Annotated in this window: 12 protein-coding genes; 11 read left to right on the forward strand and 1 reads right to left on the reverse strand. The window is 39.5% G+C overall.

Going from position 1 to position 17,095, the window contains the following annotated elements; genetic code table 11:
* Positions 1-2: 2 nt before the first annotated feature.
* The 4 genes from ACFO3P_RS16925 to ACFO3P_RS16940 all read left to right on the forward strand — a co-directional run bounded on the left by ACFO3P_RS16925 (position 3) and on the right by ACFO3P_RS16940 (position 4,761).
* The gene (locus ACFO3P_RS16925; protein ID WP_042529786.1) at positions 3-509 is read left to right on the forward strand and encodes a hypothetical protein; all 507 of its coding nucleotides are present in this window, start codon (positions 3-5) and stop codon (positions 507-509) included.
* 17 nt (positions 510-526) lie between these two features.
* The gene (gene celB, locus ACFO3P_RS16930) at positions 527-1,882 is read left to right on the forward strand and encodes a PTS cellobiose transporter subunit IIC (protein WP_042529788.1); all 1,356 of its coding nucleotides are present in this window, start codon (positions 527-529) and stop codon (positions 1,880-1,882) included.
* A gap of 415 nt (positions 1,883-2,297) precedes the next feature.
* Positions 2,298-3,245, forward strand: a complete 948-nt coding sequence (locus tag ACFO3P_RS16935; RefSeq protein ID WP_289585065.1) for a ribose-phosphate diphosphokinase — start codon at positions 2,298-2,300, stop codon at positions 3,243-3,245.
* 121 nt (positions 3,246-3,366) lie between these two features.
* Entirely contained in the window at positions 3,367-4,761 is a 1,395-nt protein-coding gene (locus ACFO3P_RS16940) for a serine hydrolase domain-containing protein (RefSeq protein ID WP_289585066.1), read from the forward strand.
* Positions 4,762-4,820: 59 nt separating this feature from the next.
* Here the strand turns inward: ACFO3P_RS16940 and ACFO3P_RS16945 are convergent, their stop codons facing one another.
* Positions 4,821-6,332 carry a nitrate/nitrite transporter gene (locus ACFO3P_RS16945; RefSeq protein WP_379542555.1) on the reverse strand — a complete coding sequence of 504 codons (1,512 nt, stop codon included), beginning with the start codon at positions 6,330-6,332 and terminating at the stop codon, positions 4,821-4,823.
* Between the two features lie 351 nt (positions 6,333-6,683).
* Here ACFO3P_RS16945 and ACFO3P_RS16950 point away from each other — a divergent pair, with 351 nt between their 5' ends.
* The 7 genes from ACFO3P_RS16950 to ACFO3P_RS16980 all read left to right on the forward strand — a co-directional run bounded on the left by ACFO3P_RS16950 (position 6,684) and on the right by ACFO3P_RS16980 (position 17,086).
* On the forward strand, positions 6,684-10,367 hold the full coding sequence (locus ACFO3P_RS16950; RefSeq protein WP_289585068.1) for a nitrate reductase subunit alpha: 3,684 nt from the start codon (positions 6,684-6,686) through the stop codon (positions 10,365-10,367).
* The gene (gene narH, locus ACFO3P_RS16955) at positions 10,357-11,829 is read left to right on the forward strand and encodes a nitrate reductase subunit beta (RefSeq protein ID WP_289585069.1); all 1,473 of its coding nucleotides are present in this window, start codon (positions 10,357-10,359) and stop codon (positions 11,827-11,829) included. The genes ACFO3P_RS16950 and narH overlap by 11 nt, the downstream gene beginning before the upstream one ends.
* Before the next feature lie 60 nt (positions 11,830-11,889).
* Entirely contained in the window at positions 11,890-12,426 is a 537-nt protein-coding gene (narJ, locus tag ACFO3P_RS16960) for a nitrate reductase molybdenum cofactor assembly chaperone (RefSeq protein WP_289585070.1), read from the forward strand.
* Positions 12,427-12,437: 11 nt separating this feature from the next.
* A complete protein-coding gene (gene narI, locus ACFO3P_RS16965; RefSeq protein ID WP_289585071.1) occupies positions 12,438-13,133 on the forward strand; it encodes a respiratory nitrate reductase subunit gamma in 696 nt (231 codons plus the stop codon).
* 314 nt (positions 13,134-13,447) lie between these two features.
* Complete coding sequence (locus ACFO3P_RS16970) at positions 13,448-14,935, forward strand: tetratricopeptide repeat protein (RefSeq protein ID WP_289585072.1); 1,488 nt, start codon at positions 13,448-13,450, stop codon at positions 14,933-14,935.
* A gap of 117 nt (positions 14,936-15,052) precedes the next feature.
* Positions 15,053-16,063, forward strand: a complete 1,011-nt coding sequence (gene moaA / locus ACFO3P_RS16975; protein WP_042529805.1) for a GTP 3',8-cyclase MoaA — start codon at positions 15,053-15,055, stop codon at positions 16,061-16,063.
* 15 nt (positions 16,064-16,078) lie between these two features.
* On the forward strand, positions 16,079-17,086 hold the full coding sequence (locus ACFO3P_RS16980; protein ID WP_042535738.1) for a MoeB/ThiF family adenylyltransferase: 1,008 nt from the start codon (positions 16,079-16,081) through the stop codon (positions 17,084-17,086).
* Positions 17,087-17,095: the final 9 nt, after the last annotated feature.

A 17,095-nucleotide genomic window follows, 5' to 3' on the forward strand; every position in this document is an offset into this window, starting at 1 on the left:
ATATGAAAACCAATGGAATGGAACTAGTAGAAAAAAATCGGAAAGAAACAAGTATTAAATCCATGTATTTTAATAGATATTTACTTGTCAGATATATAACTGCATTTTTTCTTTTCACAAATATATACTGGCTAATTTCATTGTTGATAAGTGATTCTTCACTTTATTTTATCCCATTAATTTTAATTATAACAATTGTTATCAGTATGGTAGAACAGATGAAAATATACAGTTCTCATACTAATCAAGCTAAATATACAAAATATAGTTTTGCTATTTTATTAAGCACAAATCTGCTATTGATTGTGCCAACATTATTCTCTGTGACATTCAATCAATTGTACCCCTTTTTAGTGGTACAGGAGGAGTCTAAAATACTTGTATTAGTCGTTTTAGGTATGGGGATATTGTTAAGTGCATTTGTGCTCTATCGTTTATATAACATTAAGTATAACAAGGATCAACATTTTAAGCGTATCAAAGAATATGAAGAAGCTATTAATTTATAATAGAAAGAGGGATTTCCATGGCAGAGTCAGAAGGAAAAGTATTTGCTTTTTTGGAAAAATATCTAATGGGCCCGATGGGTAAAGTGGCTTCCTGGCGTTTTGTTCGTGCTATAATGGCAGCAGGTATGGCTGCTATTCCGTTCGTCATTGTAGGTTCGATGTTTCTAGTTTTTAATATACTTCCTGAAACATTCCCATTTTTGCAAAGTTTTTTTGACAATACATTCTTTAGATTTGAAGCTTTGTATATGTTGGCGAATAAGACAACAATTGGTTTGTTAGCATTATATTTTGGTTTTACTATCGGGTATGAGTATACAAAAATATTTGCGGAAGAAGAAGAGTTGAATTTAAGTCCTTTAAATGGTGGTTTATTATCTATTTTCGCTTTATTTATGACAATTCCTCAGTTAGTCTGGGAAAATGGTGAAATGGCTCTTGTAAATATTATTAACGAGGATACCACGATCATAGGTGGATGGGAAATAATAGATGAAGGTCTTGCTCGTTTAGATGCTACAGGGGTCTTTTCAGCGATAATTATGGCAATTATAGCTGTGCAATTATACAGACTATGTGTAAAAAAGAATTGGATCATAAAAATGCCCGAACAAGTTCCGGAAGGTGTAAGCAGATCATTCACAGCTTTAATACCAGCATTTGTCACAGCTTTTGTTGTTCTTATCCTTAACGGTATTTTGGTTCTAATGGGGACAGATATATTTAAATTAATACAAATTCCATTTGGTTTTGTGACAAATTTAACCGGCAGCTGGATAGGTATGATGGTAATTACTTTCATCCTTCATACATTATGGATTGTAGGTATACATGGTTCAACGATTATAGGAGGACTCTTGACACCGATTTGGCTGAATAATATGCAAGCGAATATTGGTGGAGCAAACATTCCATATGCAGGTGAATTCCAAACAGCATTTATTCTTTTAGGAGGTGCTGGAGCGACTTTAGGTTTATGTGTATTTATGGCATTTCTAGCTAAATCGAAACAATTAAGCGTATTGGGCAAAACATCTCTTGTTCCGGGATTATTCAATATTAATGAACCAATTTTATTTGGATTACCGGTTATATATAACCCATTTATGGCTATTCCATTCTTTTTAGCACCAATGGTTGCTGCGTCTATCGGTTATTGGGCACTTAGCATAGGAATTGTTAATCCGATTGTTGCCTTGATGCCGTGGCCTACACCTCCAGGGGTAGGTGCATTCATTAGTACAGGGGACTTTATGGCTCTTGTTGTTGCACTAATCGGCTTAGTAGTTGCGTCTGTAATCTGGTATCCGTTCTTCAAAATGTATGATAAAAAATTAGTTGCACAAGAAAAAGGGGAAGATTCATTAATTTGATTTAGAATAACTAACTGATTTAATCAAAAAATGAACCAAGTTACAGAAAATAATTGATAGAAGATAAAAGTATGAGGCTCCTTTCATTAAGGGGCTTTTTTATTTTATATTCCTGTGTTGACTTCTATCCTATTATAATAAAATGGTTTATTCATTCTACATCCTACATAAAACGAGATTTAGTAAATTAAATTATTCGAAACTCAAAGTCAGCGTTATCAATGCGGTTAACTATCCAAACCTATAAATAAATCAAAATTTAAAGATAATTAAGAAGAAGCATGTCAGAAATCCTTGATAGAGCGAGCAAAAGGATTTAATATAAATATAACTTATTATAATCGTACACGTAAGCTGGTTGAAGAGAAGCAATTATCCCAGTGAACGGAGATGGATTATTCAGGAGGCTGAAAAAATGAAATGTAGTCCCAAATTAAGGTTATTTTCATTGAATTCCCATTATACCTTAGCAAAAGAGATCGCTGATATTTTAAATGTTCCTCTTGGGAAAAGCTCTGTAAAACACTTTAGTGATGGTGAAATCCAAATCAATATTGAAGAAAGTGTCAGAGGATGTGAAGTATATCTGATTCAATCTACTTCTGAACCGGCAAATGAGCATATCATGGAACTATTGATTATGATTGATGCGATGAAAAGAGCTTCAGCTGAATCCATCAATGTGATCATTCCGTATTACGGTTATGCACGACAGGATCGGAAGGCGCGGGCCAGAGAGCCGATTACTGCCAAATTGATTGCTGATTTAATCGAAACAGCTGGGGCCTCCAGAATAATCACATTAGATCTGCACGCGCGGCAAATACAAGGTTTTTTCGATCTGCCGGTAGACCAGCTTATGGGAGTGCCTGTATTAGCGGAGTATTTTAAAAAGAAATTACCGACGGAAGAGGTTATTGTTGTTGCGCCGGATAATGGGGGCGTAGGTCGTGCCAGAAAGATGGCAACGATATTAGACGCGCCTATTGCGCTCATAGATAAACGGCGTCCCAAACCAAATGTGTCGCAGGTAATGAATGTCATTGGTGATGTTGCAGGGAAAAATGTCATCCTTATCGATGATTTGATTGATACTGCCGGAACGCTTATATCGGCTGCTGATGCGCTGGTTGGTAGAGGAGCGGAAGAAATATATGCTTGCTGTACACATCCTGTTTTATCGGGGACGGCAGTGGAGCGGATTGAATCCTCTATCATCAAGGAGCTGGTGATTACCAATTCGATTTATCTGCCAGAGGAAAAACAAATCAATAAAATCACATCCTTGACCATTGCGCCGTTGTTAGCTGACGCCGTGCTGAGAGTTCATAACAATGCTTCTGTCAGTGTCCTGTTCGAATGATTTTTAGTATTTAGAAATACCTGTATTAAATATAAATGGATTCTGTTTAGATACAACACTTCAAATGTGAGAGCAAGCAACTGACGTTTGGGGTGTTTTTATATAGAGGGAGGTTCGAACCATGTTACCCAAATCTACACAAGAAAAATTGAATAATGAAATCAATCAAACGTGTGAAGAGCTAAAAATCCCCGGCATGGCACTAACTATTTATCAACACGGTGACAGCATTTATGAAAACTATTATGGATACAGAAACATGAAAGAAGGGCTTCCGGTTACAAAGGATACAATATTCGGCCTGGCGTCCATCACCAAATCCCTGACATGTCTGATGGTTATGAAATTGGAGGAAGAAGGCAGGTTGCATAGCAGTGATAAAGTAACCGAATGGCTTCCCAATTTGAAATTGCCAAGAGAGGATTACTTGAAACAGCTGGAGATTAGGCATCTTATGTCCCACACCAGCGGTTTACCGGGATTGCCCTCTATTCATCACGCCCGTATGAAAAGCATTAGGAAGGATCCGGATGGCGATTTTTTATTTGGAAAATGGCAGGAGGAGGAGAGTTCTGCTATTCAAACGGCGGATGAATTGATTGAACAAATAAGCAGGATGGACTTTGCATTGTCAGGTCCTCCAGGAACGGTGTTCAATTACTCTAATGAAGGATATGGGATGCTGCAAAAAATTATTGAATTGGCGAGCGGAATGACGTTTATCGATTATGTGGAGAGAAAATTATTTTCCCTGCTGCGGCTAAAGAACTCCTTTTTTCTGACTGAATCCATTATTAACAAAGAAAATGTAACGGAATTATATGCCTATCAAGAAAAGCATTCAGGTATTTTTCATTCGCCAGTCTGGTGGGATGTAGGAGCTATTTACACGAACGGGTCCTGGAAGGCTTCGGCTGACGATGTAATGAAGTATGCAGAGCTGCTTCGGTTAAATGGCAGGATACAGGGACAAAGTCTTATTTCAGAAGATAAACTTGAAAAAATGACTTCCTCCGCTTTTTCGTTACCCAATGGCGGTGATTACGGCTTCGGGATAGAAATAAATTCGATTGGGGAATACACCCGGTTTGGACATGGCGGCAGTATAAAGGGAGTTTCCTCCAATTTTCAAATCATTAAGGAAAAAGGAATATCTGCTTCCATTTTAATCAATATGGCCGATGTCCCGGCTGAAAAGATATTGGTTTCTGCACTACATATTCTTTTAGGGATATCAGCGGAGAATCCTTTCAAGAAAGATGATGTGTTATCTGGAAAAACATTGAACTTAAACCTGTTTTCCGGCAGGTATCAATCAGGAGAAGGGAATAAAGCTTCCATATCGATACAGGATGATTTGCTTTATTTGAATCGGAATGAACAAATAACATGCTTTTACCCGATATCTGAAAATGATTTTATCGCGGAAACCGGAGAGCGGATTTATTTTGCAAAGAATGGAGATTGTGTGCATTCGGTTCTTGTTGGAAAGAGGGTATTGGAGAAAATGGAATGAGAATAGAGGAAAAAAATCCCTTGGTTTTCATGAATGGACAGGAAACCAAGGGATTTTTTTCAGCTTATAGAAGATTGCTTCATATTAGAAATATCATTAAACACGCCGACATACTGTATTATTTCACCAACATTATTTTTAACTGGACTGATGGTAAGCAGCTCTTTATACACTTCTCCATTTTTTCGCTGATTTTGGATTTCTCCTTGCCAGAAGCCTTTGTTATTAATGGATTCCCACATGTCTTTATAAAATGCTTTATCATGCTTCCCAGAACTAATCACCTTAGGAGTTTTGCCAACGACTTCTTCTTGGTGGTAGCCAGTAATTCTTGTGAAAGCAGGATTGACATGCTGAATGACTTTATTTTTATTCGTTATCATCATGCCCTCTGCAACGCCTTCAATGATTTTTCCTTCGATACTTACCCGGTCTTGATAATACATAAATATAACGATGATAAAGCTGACGATAGCAAACTCAGACATTAACATAAATGCAATCGCATGATGTCCAGTGAGGTTAGCTACACCTGTTAATAGTAATGGTGGAAAAAATCCGCCTAATCCGCCCATCGCAGAAACGATTCCATTGACGATACCAGCTTGTTTTGAAAAATATAAGGGAACTAATTTAAAGACCGTCCCATTTCCAATCCCTACGGTTACCGCAACGGCCAATGCACCAACGGTATACCACTCGATACCTGGTGAAAAGGATAATAAGATGCCTGAGAAAGCTACCCCAATGAATACAAACATTAAGATGATAAATGCATTGAATTTATCAGCCAATAAACCTCCAATTGGTCTTAATGCAGTAGCAATTACAATAAAGATAGCAGTTCGAATGCCGGCATCTACCGGTTCTAAACTGAAGTTATCTACTAAAAAGCTTGGCAGGAACATGGTAAAAGCAACAAAAGCACCAAATGTGATGAAATAAAATAGGCTCAGGAAGCCTAATGTTGTATTTTTATACACACCTTTGATTTGTTCCGCCATCGATTTCTTCACTTTTTCTTCTGAACGATCACCAAGGATAAAAACAAGTGCGGCAAATACAAGCAAGATAATCAGGAAGCTTCGGATGGTACCTTGCCATCCAATTGCCCCAGCGAGTACAGGTGCGCCAAAGGATGTAATTGCTGTACCAACGTTACCAATCCCATATACGCCATTGATAAAACCGTGTTTTTCCTTTGGGTAATATTTTGGAAGGGATGTCACTCCGATGGAGAAAACCGCTCCGCCTATCCCCAATAGTAAGCCGCCAATGACTAAATCTGTGAAAGAGTCGGCAATGCTCAAGAAGAAAACAGGGAATAGTAAAATCAAAAAGCTAATGAGAAAAATAATTCGTGCCCCAAAGCGATCGGCATAAAAACCAATTGGAATACGCAGTAAAGACCCTAAAATAACAGGGATGGCCGTAATAATAGATGCTTGACCGGATGTTAATGAAATATCCATTGTAATGTATGGCATGAGCGATGAAATCAGTACCCACACCATAAATCCGATAAATAGATTTGAAGTCTGTAAGATTAATTGTAATCCGGGTTTTTTCATTTTTATTCTCCTTCCATGATGAGGTAATTCTTTCATTTGTTTTTTTTCGATGCTTCTATTTCCATTCATTTGATTACGTTGAAAATTTTAATCTTTCTTTCACGAATACGTAGTGAAATAAATCACATGATTTGTGTCATTTTTTTGAAGACAGAAAGAAGATTTTTTTGCTGGAACTTCTTTTTGGCATTAATAGCAGTCTTTTTCAAACGCTCAACAACAAGCAATATGCTATCCGTTTGAATCCATTTTAATTTCTGTCCTACGTGTGATGTTTTTCACAACGAACAGAAATAAGAAATGATTTAATAGGTCATAGATTGATTAGCAATTCCATTAGGAGGGATTTAGATGGCGAAGAAACCATCTCCGCTTTGGCAAAGGTTGAATTACTTAAAGCCGAAAGAGAAATATGCCAATAACCATAGTCAACTGCAAGAAGGAAACCGTGATTGGGAAAATGTTTATAGAAGAAGATGGCAGCATGACACCGTTATTCGTTCTACTCATGGGGTTAACTGCACGGGATCATGCAGCTGGAATATCTATGTAAAAGACGGCATCGTGACATGGGAAGGGCAAGCGCTGGATTATCCGACAACCGGCCCGGATATGCCAGAATTTGAACCTCGCGGCTGCCCTAGAGGAGCCAGTTTTTCGTGGTACATTTATAGTCCTTTACGTGTGAAATATCCTTATGTAAGAAAAAAATTACTCACGCTATGGAGAGAAGCATTGCAAACCCATGAAAATCCATTAGAAGCTTGGAAAAGCATTGTAGAAGATAAGGAAAAGGCAGCATCCTATAAACAAGCAAGAGGAAAAGGCGGCCTCGCTCGTGCAGATTGGGGAGAGGTAAACAAACTGGTTGCAGCCTCCTGCCTGTATACGGCCATCAAATATGGACCGGATCGAAATGTTGGATTTTCTCCGATTCCTGCCATGTCCATGATCAGTTATGCATCAGGCAGCCGCTTCATGCACCTTCTCGGCGGTCAAATGCTGAGTTTCTATGATTGGTATGCAGACTTACCGCCGGCATCCCCGCAGATTTGGGGAGACCAGACAGATGTGCCGGAAAGCTCTGACTGGTTTAATTCAAGCTATATTATTACCTGGGGTTCGAATGTTCCATTAACTCGTACACCTGATGCACACTTTTTAGTGGAAGCAAGGTATAAAGGCACCAAGGTCATCTCGGTAAGTCCGGATTATGCAGAATCCACCAAATTCTCGGATGACTGGCTGTCGGTAAAACAAGGTACGGATGGCGCAGTTGCAATGGCGATGGGGCATGTTATTTTAAATGAATTTTATGATAAAAATAAAACGCCTTATTTTGAAGACTACGCGAAGCAATATACGGATTTTCCATTTTCCGTACGTTTGAAAAAGGAAAATGGAAGGTTTACAGCAGATCGCTTTTTACATGCAAAAGACCTTGGAATAGAATCAGAGAACAATGAATGGAAACCAGCGATGTACAACGACCTTACCGGGGATTTTTCCATCCCGCATGGCACGATGGGTTCTCGTTGGGACGAAAAAGGAAACTGGAATTTAAAACTATTTGATGAAAGAACAAATGAAAAAATTGAACCGGTTTTAAGTTTTCTTGGCAGGGAGGATGAAGTCGTTTCTGTAGATATGCCGTACTTTGATGCAGAGACAAAAAAAGTACTTCCTCGTACCGTACCTGTAAAGCAAATCGAGATAGAAGGCGAGACAGAATATATCGCAACGGTGTATGATTTAATGCTTGCCAACTACGGAATCGACCGCGGACTGGGCGGGGAAGCTGCAGCATCCTATGATGAGATTGCGCCGTTTTCGCCTGCATGGCAAGAACAGATTACCGGAGTGGACCGCAATTTAGTGATTAAAATTGCTCGTGAATTTGCTCAAAATGCCATTGATACAAATGGACGTTCCATGATTATCATGGGAGCAGGAATCAACCATTGGTACCATTCCGATACGATTTACAGAGCTGTTGTCAACCTTGTTCTGATGGTTGGAGCACAAGGAGTCAATGGCGGCGGCTGGGCACACTATGTCGGCCAGGAAAAATTACGTCCTGTAGAAGGCTGGACAACGGTCCAATCAGCAAAAGACTGGGGCGGACCAGCAAGGTTGCAAAATGGTACTTCTTTCTTCTATTTTGCAACGGACCAATGGCGTTATGAAGAAACATCGATTAACGAGCTGGCAAGTCCAACGGTTGATAAGGCAAGATATGATCATCCGGCAGATTACAATGTATTGGCAGCGCGTCTAGGCTGGCTGCCGTCATACCCAACCTTTAATAAAAATGGGATTGATTTATACAACGAAGCATACGCAGCAGGAAATGAAACAGCGGAACAAATTGGAAATTATGTCGCTAAGCAATTAAAGGATAAAAACTTGGAATTTGCGATTGAAGACCCGGATAATCCCGTGAACTTTCCGAGAAACTTATTTGTCTGGAGAGCGAACTTGATTTCCAGCTCTGGAAAAGGCCATGAATATTTCTTGAAGCATTTACTAGGTGCTTCGCATGGTGTACTCAATACGGATGAAGACAGTCTTCGCCCTGAGGAAATAAAATGGCGGAAAGAAGCTCCTGAAGGTAAAGTAGATCTTCTTATCAATCTGGATTTCCGTATGGCAGGAACCGCTTTGTATTCCGATGTTATTTTACCGGCATCTACCTGGTATGAAAAATATGATTTATCCAGTACGGATATGCACCCATTTGTGCATCCGTTCAATGCGGCTATTTCTTCTCCATGGGAAGCAAAATCAGACTGGGATATTTTTAAATCATTGGCAAAAGGTGTTTCCTATTTAGCGGAAGAAATCGATATGGATACGATGAAGGAAGTGGTTGCTACCCCGTTAAATCATGATACAAAAGCTGAAATGGCTCAGCCTTATGGAGAAATAAAGGATTGGTCCAAAGGGGAATGCGAGCCGATTCCCGGAAAGACGATGCCGCAAATCCATGTGGTCGAACGGGATTATAAAAACCTTTATCATAAAATGACATCGCTCGGACCGAATATTGTTAATAAGCCTTATGGAGAAAAAGGAATTAACTGGTCCATGAAAGAGGAATATAATCTGGCGAAAAATACCTTTGGAACAATTGATAATGGATCCATTGCTGATGGTCATCCAGATATTACCGACGCGAAGGATGCTTGTGAAGCCATTTTAATGCTTTCTTCTACCACCAATGGAAAGGTCGCTGTAAAAGCATGGGAAGCATTAGAAGAGAAAACTAATCTCGAATTAAAGGATTTGGCGGAAGAGCGGGAAGAAGAATTATTTACGTTTGAACAAATTAATGCACAGCCGAAGACGGTTATTACTTCTCCTGCATTCAGCGGCTCGGAAAAGGGTGGAAGAAGATATTCTCCTTTTACGACGAATATTGAACGAATGATTCCATTTAGAACCATTACCGGTCGTCAATCTTACTTTGTTGATCACGAAACAATGAAAGAATTTGGAGAGTCCTTTGCGATATTTAAGCCAATTTTGAATCAAAAACCTTTCAGCTCAAAACGGCCGGAAGTGGAAGGAAAGGAAATTACGTTAAATTATTTAACGCCGCATAACAAATGGTCTATTCATAGTATGTACTTTGATGCTCAGCCGATGCTGACGCTGTTCCGTGGAGGACCGACAATCTGGCTGAACAACGAGGATGCGGCAGAGGTTGATGTGGAGGATAATGATTGGATCGAATGCTTCAACCGTAATGGTGTGGTCGTTGGAAGAGCAGTTGTTTCTCACCGGATTCCGAGAACCATGGCATTTATGCACCATGCGCAGGATCGTCATATCCATACGCCGGGGACAAACTTAACGAAGAATCGCGGCGGTACGCACAATAGTCCAACGCGAATCCATGTAAAACCAACGCATATGATTGGCGGATATGGTCAATTAAGCTACGGATTCAATTATTATGGTCCAACAGGAAACCAGCGTGACTTAAATGTAGTTATACGAAAAATGAAGGAGGTGGATTGGCTTGAGGATTAAAGCGCAAGTCGGGATGGTCATGAATTTGGATAAATGTATTGGATGCCATACGTGCAGTGTGACATGTAAAAATACATGGACGAATCGCCCAGGTGCTGAATATATGTACTTCAATAATGTAGAGACCAAACCAGGTATTGGTTATCCAAAACAATGGGAAGACCAGGAGAAATATAAAGGCGGCTGGGAGCTGCATAAGGGTGAATTACGTTTGAAATCAGGCTCCAAAACAAACCGTTTGATGAACCTGTTTTATAACCCTCACCAACCAGAACTGGATGATTATTACGAACCTTGGAACTATGATTATGAAACGTTGACCAACAGTCCGGAAAAAAATCATCAACCGGTTGCTCGGGCGAAATCAGCAATCACTGGAGAATTTATGGATTTGGAATGGGGACCAAACTGGGAGGATGACCTGGCTGGAGGTCATATTACCGGGCTGCGCGACCCAAATGTTGTGCAGATGGAAGAGTCTATTAAAACGGAATTTGAAGAAGTATTTATGATGTATCTTCCACGTATTTGTGAACATTGCATTAATGCACCATGTGTATCTTCTTGTCCATCAGGTGCGATGTACAAACGGGATGAAGATGGCATCGTGCTTGTCGATCAAAATGCATGCCGCGCTTGGAGACACTGTACGACTTCCTGTCCGTATAAAAAAGTGTATTTTAACTGGCAAACCAATAAAGCGGAAAAATGTACGATGTGTTATCCAAGAATCGAAAATGGGCAGCCGACGATTTGTTCAGAGACTTGTGTTGGCCGGATCCGTTATATCGGAATCATGCTGTATGATGTGGACCGTGTCTTAGAGGCAGCATCTGTGGAAGACGAAAAGGATCTATACCATGCCCAACTGGATATTTTTCTGGACCCTAATGATCCTGAAGTGATTGAACAAGCGAAAAAAGATGGTATTCCAATGGATTGGATTGAAGCAGCACAGAAATCACCGCTGTACAAAATGATTATTGATTGGAAAATTGCTTTACCACTGCATCCAGAATATAGAACCATGCCAATGGTTTGGTATGTACCGCCACTTAGCCCGGTCATGAATATGATTGAAGGAAAAGGAAGTACCGCAGATACAGCAGACATTTTCCCGGCGATCGATGACATGCGTATTCCCATCGAATACCTTGCTAATTTATTGACTGCCGGAGATACCGGTCATATTCGTAAGGTGCTTAAGAAAATGGCAGTAATGCGCAGCTATATGCGGGCGGAGCAAACTGGAAAGGACTTTGACAGCGATTTGATTACAGAGCTTGGATTAACAGAAAAAGCAATCAAGGAAATGTATCGTTTATTAGCGATTGCGAAATATGATGATCGATTTGTTATCCCTAGAAGCCATAGAGAAGAAGTTGCCGACCTTTACGAAGAACAGGGCGCATGCAGTTTGGACTTCGCAGGCGGACCAGGAAACTGTGGCGTATTGCAATAAGAATATAGGATTGGTAAACAAGACTTTGCCAATCCTGGTTTCAAATAAGGAGTGAAGACGATGAATCCATCAATCTATCAGCTGATTTCTTTTCTTTTAACCTATCCAAATCAACAAATGAAAGAAATTTTGCCGGAAATAAGAGAGGAAATAGAAGAGCTATCAACAGATGGTGTCAAAGAAAATCTGCAGCAGTTTATTCATGAGGTTGACCGTTTGTCGCTGGATGACTGGGTGGCGCATTATATTAACCATTTTGACTTCGGCAGGTTAACCAATCTTTATGTAACGTATTTGAAATTAGGGGAACAGCGGGAAAGAGGACTGGAATTATTAAAACTAAAAAAATATTATGAGGCACATGGGTTTGAGGTAACAGATAAGGAATTACCAGATTACTTGCCGCTCCTATTAGAATTCTGTGCCCATGTCCCGGTAGAAACAAGCAATGAGATACTAGATATGCATGGAAAAGCAATTGCTGAAATCCAAAAGAAATTACAGAAGGAAAATAGTTTTTATCATATATTATTTGAGGCTCTTTTCATACAGATGGAGAGTCATGGGCTACATGTCGTAACAGAAGACGCCATTTAGGAGGGAAACAGATGGACCTATTATTATGGGGCGTATTTCCTTATATTGTACTAACGATTTTTATTTTAGGACATATTTATCGCTATCAAAAGGATCAATTCGGCTGGACAACCAAATCAAGTGAATTTTTGGAGAAAAAACGGCTCCGAATTGGTTCACTTTTATTTCACTGGGGGCTCCTATTCGTGTTTGGCGGGCATGTCCTTGGCTTGATTATCCCGGTAGGCTTCTATAATGCCTTAGGGATTACAGCGCATCAATATCATATGATTGCCATCGGTTTCGGGGTGCCTGCTGGTATCGCAGCATTTGCAGGAATTCTTCTATTAACCTATCGAAGAATCAGTGTAAAGCGCATTAAAGCGACCACTTCACCCGGTGATTGGGCAGCTTTGATTTTTGTTCTTTTAGCACTTCTGTCCGGCTTGATAGCAACTTCATTCAATGTAGATGCTCAGGGTTTTGATTATCGAACAACCATTGCGCCATGGTTAAGAGGATTATTTATTTTTAACCTGCAGCCAGAGCTGATGCAATCCGTCCCAATTTGGTTTAAGATACACATCTACTGTACATTCGCATTATATGTTATCTGGCCATTTACCAGATTGGTGCACGCCTTTAGTTTCCCACTACGCTATTTACGCAGAAGCTATGTTATTTACAAAAAACGTGTCCCAAGGAATACAACCAAAGAGAGCTTTTAAACATGCTCTCTTTTTGACTATCATTTATTAGTTGGAAGATATTTTATCATTGGGAATGTGGTTATTTATGTAGTCAGGTTAGTATGACCGCTATGGAAAAACACTACGCTTTCCCGTAGGAGTCTTCGTGTTTTTCCTCCGCTAGTTAGTGTTATTATCATCTATACTAATTTTTAATCCATTTCATTAATCTGCTAACTTTTAAAGGATACTAATCTTATTAAAAAGTGCAATATATACAATCTGCGTTTATTAAATAAAACACAGTTTACAAAAAAGCCTGTTCAATAAAAAAAATAAGGTGGTGAGTGTTTATGATGACAAATGTGGAATTTCCTTTATCTGTTTATCAAGAATTAAAGGAAGACATTATTAATGGAAAGCTAGATGAAGTGAAAGAATCGGTCAAAGTATTAGAAAGTCGGCTGGGAGGTAAAGAATTCTCCGTAACAGAGGAATTCTATGTTCGAAGTGCTTTAGGAAAGTATTATCGTAAAGTGAAAAATTACGACAAATCTGGAGAGTACAGCCGCAGTGCTATTCGCCTTTCCAAAAATATCGAGAAAGATTATTTAGAAGAGGTTATTGATACGTACCTGGATTATGCTCATTTAGAAATAGAATATGGCCAGGAGTCCAATGGAAGAATAGAGCTTGCAAAATTATTGGCTCTTCTGGATACAAATCATTATCAAGATGCGTACACATATGGCGTGATTTACAGCAGTTTAGCCAAAGTATCCATACATGAAGAAAATATAGAAAGCGGTATGAAACAGTATGAGAAAGCATTGCATTATTACAGTGAGGCGCTGCCTGAAACACACCCCGTTCTAATTTCTGCTAAATATACATTATCTGATGTATTGGTGCAGATTGAAAGTTATGCGGACGCCCTAAAGCTGCATCAGCAAATCTGGAATGCTCATAAGAAGGAAAAAGATCAGCTTTCCGAAGCGAGAGAACTATTAAAAATCGGTGAAATAAACTTCTATATCAATTTAAAAGAAGCAAGAAAAGTGATAACGAAAGCAATCAAAACGCTTGCATCGTTACCAGAGGAAGTTCCTTTAGACATAGCTAAAGCTGTGTTGATGCTAGCTGAAATTGATGAAAATATGGGGAATTTCCCTAGAGCAATCAATTATTATAAACAAGCGCTGGGGCAGTTAATAAAGATTTATGAGAAAAATCATTTTATGATTGTCTATATTTATTCAAAAATTGGAACCATCTCTATTCGGACGTTTAAAATTAGCCAGGCAAAAGAATATTTAGAAGAAGGATTAACGTTATCTCATCCCTTTCCAAAAATTCGTATGCAATTTCTATATGCATTAGGAAAAATTTATTCGGATGAGAAAAGCTATGACAAAGCGGAAGCGGTTTTTACAGCGTTTTTAGAAAATTTGGAGAAGGAAGACCGTAAAAATTCGATGGCGTATGGAAATACACTGCAAGCGCTTGGGTTTAACTATATCGACCAAAATCAAATTGAAAAAGCTTTTGAACTGTACGAAGAAGCCTTGGCCACCTACGATAACATTTCCAATTGCAAAGAGGAAAAGGGCCTGACTCTCATTCGGCTGGGATACTGTTATGAGAATAGGAAAGAACCTAATCGAAAGAAAGCGGAACAATGCTATGAAAAAGGGTTTAAACAAATCGAAAAAACGCCTAATAAAGAACTGCTGGAAGAAGCATTAGCCGGTATCATTGACTTCTACAGCAGAAATGACCAGCCAGAGAAAAGAAAAATATATGAAGAAAAATTTGTACAGCTGACGAATAAGAACCAATAGCTTCATCTATTGAAAAAATAAATATGTACAAATATACACGTGAGTGATGTTTTTCACAACCTATCCCGGTCGAATCATGTAAACTTGCCCTATGATAGATAAAAGGAGGGAGCCAACGTGTCCGTTATAACAGATAAATTGGGCCGCCCGCTGAAGGATCTTCGGATTTCCGTAATCGATCGTTGTAATTTTAGATGTACGTATTGTATGCCGAAAGAGATTTTTGGCAAGGATTTTGTCTTTATGCCAAGAGAGCAGCTATTAAGCTTTGAGGAAATCGAACGCATAGCCAAAATCTATGTCGGTTTGGGTGTTCGAAAAATAAGATTAACTGGGGGAGAGCCTCTTTTACGAAGAGATTTACCCAATTTAATAAAAAAATTAACAGAAATTGATGGGTTAGAAGATATCGGTTTAACGACAAATGGTTCGTTATTGGGACATATGGCAGAGAGGTTAAAAGAAGCCGGTCTTCAGCGTGTCAATGTCAGTTTAGATGCATTAGATGAAGAATTATTTCAATCAATAAATGATAGTGGGGTCAAACCGGAGCGTGTCCTAAAAGGAATCGGGAAAGCGAAAGAAGCAGGTCTGGAAGTGAAAGTGAATATGGTCGTAAAAAAAGGAATGAATGATAAAGAAATTATTCCGATGGCCGCCTATTTTAAAGAGCAGGGAATTGCGTTGAGATATATCGAATTTATGGATGTCGGCCAGTCAAACGGCTGGGATTTTAGCAAGGTCATCACAAAGAAACAAATCTTCGAGGAACTAAGGCAACATTTTGATCTGGAGCCTGTGGAACCGGCATACCTCGGTGAAGTTGCCCAGCGCTACCGTTACCGGGGCACGAGTGCAGAGGTTGGATTTATCACTTCCGTGTCAGAATCCTTCTGTTCCACTTGTACAAGGGCAAGGATTGCTGCAGATGGGAAAATGTATACCTGTTTGTTTGCGGAGAAAGGTATTGATTTCAGAGAAATGCTGCGTTCCGGTATGTGTGATGAAGAAATCAAAGATGAAGTTGTACACATATGGAATCATCGGGCAGATCGCTATTCTGATGAACGAACTGAAGAATCTGCAAAAAACAGAAGTAAAATTGAAATGTCTTACATTGGCGGTTAAAGGACAGTGATAGAGATGGAGCGATATTCCCGGCAAATGTTATTTATGCCTATTGGGGAAGAGGGGCAAAGAAAAATCACGGAGAAGCGTGTACTGATTATTGGGTGCGGGGCACTTGGTTCAGCAAATGCTGAAAACCTGGCCCGGGCAGGCATCGGGCAGATGGTACTTGTTGATCGGGATTATGTGGAATGGAGTAATCTTCAAAGGCAGCAGCTCTATACGGAAGCGGATGTGGAAAATCAAATCCCAAAAGCTGTTGCAGCTAAAGCAAGATTACATGAAATCAATTCAGAGGTGGAGATAGGAGCCTATGTGATGGATGCTGATGCAATCACTTTACAGCCCTTATTACGAGGAATCGATTTAGTTATGGATGCTACAGATAATTTTGATACCCGTTTTATGCTAAATGATTTATTGCAGAAAGCTTCGATACCATGGATATTTGGGTCCTGTGTTGGCAGTACGGGAATGAGCTACACTATTTTTCCAAATGAATCTCCTTGTCTCCGTTGTTTGCTCGATGCCATTCCTGTCAACGGTGCAACCTGTGATTCTGCAGGAATTATTTCATCAGCTGTACAGATGGTGGCCGCCCATCAAACGACAGAAGCGTTGAAAATTCTAGTAGAGGATCAAGCGGCTCTCCGTACGTCCCTTCTCAGCTTTGATTTATGGAATAATCAGTATCATACCATGAAAGTGGAGCGGGCGAAGAAACAGACTTGTCCTTCATGCGGGGAGAATCCAAGCTATCCATCGTTAAATTATCAATGCCGTACAAAATCAGAGGTACTCTGCGGCAGAAATACCGTTCAAATCAGAGCCACCCAAGCGCCTGATTTTCAAATATTGAAGAAACGGTTAAAAAGAATGGGAGCTGTAAAAGCCAATGATTTTTTAATATCCGTGGAATACGAGTCCTATCGTCTGGTTTTCTTTCAAGATGGAAGAACCCTGATTCATGGAACGAATTCAATCGAAAAGGCCAAAAGCATTTATTATCAACTAGCAGGATGAAGGTGAATC

The sequence above is a fragment of the Oceanobacillus aidingensis genome (genome assembly GCF_042654105.1).
In the GTDB taxonomy this organism is placed as follows: domain Bacteria; phylum Bacillota; class Bacilli; order Bacillales; family Amphibacillaceae; genus Oceanobacillus; species Oceanobacillus oncorhynchi.

Excerpts from the sequence above, each read along its gene's own strand:
- ACFO3P_RS16925 (WP_042529786.1), top strand. The coding sequence starts at position 3 with ATGAAAACCAATGGAATGGAACTAGTAGAAAAAAATCGGAAAGAAACA.
- ACFO3P_RS16980 (WP_042535738.1), top strand. The coding sequence starts at position 16,079 with ATGGAGCGATATTCCCGGCAAATGTTATTTATGCCTATTGGGGAAGAG.
- ACFO3P_RS16970 (WP_289585072.1), top strand. The coding sequence starts at position 13,448 with ATGATGACAAATGTGGAATTTCCTTTATCTGTTTATCAAGAATTAAAG.
- narJ (WP_289585070.1), top strand. The coding sequence starts at position 11,890 with ATGAATCCATCAATCTATCAGCTGATTTCTTTTCTTTTAACCTATCCA.
- narI (WP_289585071.1), top strand. The coding sequence starts at position 12,438 with ATGGACCTATTATTATGGGGCGTATTTCCTTATATTGTACTAACGATT.
- celB (WP_042529788.1), top strand. The coding sequence starts at position 527 with ATGGCAGAGTCAGAAGGAAAAGTATTTGCTTTTTTGGAAAAATATCTA.
- ACFO3P_RS16940 (WP_289585066.1), top strand. The coding sequence starts at position 3,367 with ATGTTACCCAAATCTACACAAGAAAAATTGAATAATGAAATCAATCAA.
- ACFO3P_RS16935 (WP_289585065.1), top strand. The coding sequence starts at position 2,298 with ATGAAATGTAGTCCCAAATTAAGGTTATTTTCATTGAATTCCCATTAT.
- ACFO3P_RS16950 (WP_289585068.1), top strand. The coding sequence starts at position 6,684 with ATGGCGAAGAAACCATCTCCGCTTTGGCAAAGGTTGAATTACTTAAAG.
- ACFO3P_RS16945 (WP_379542555.1), bottom strand. The coding sequence starts at position 6,332 with ATGAAAAAACCCGGATTACAATTAATCTTACAGACTTCAAATCTATTT.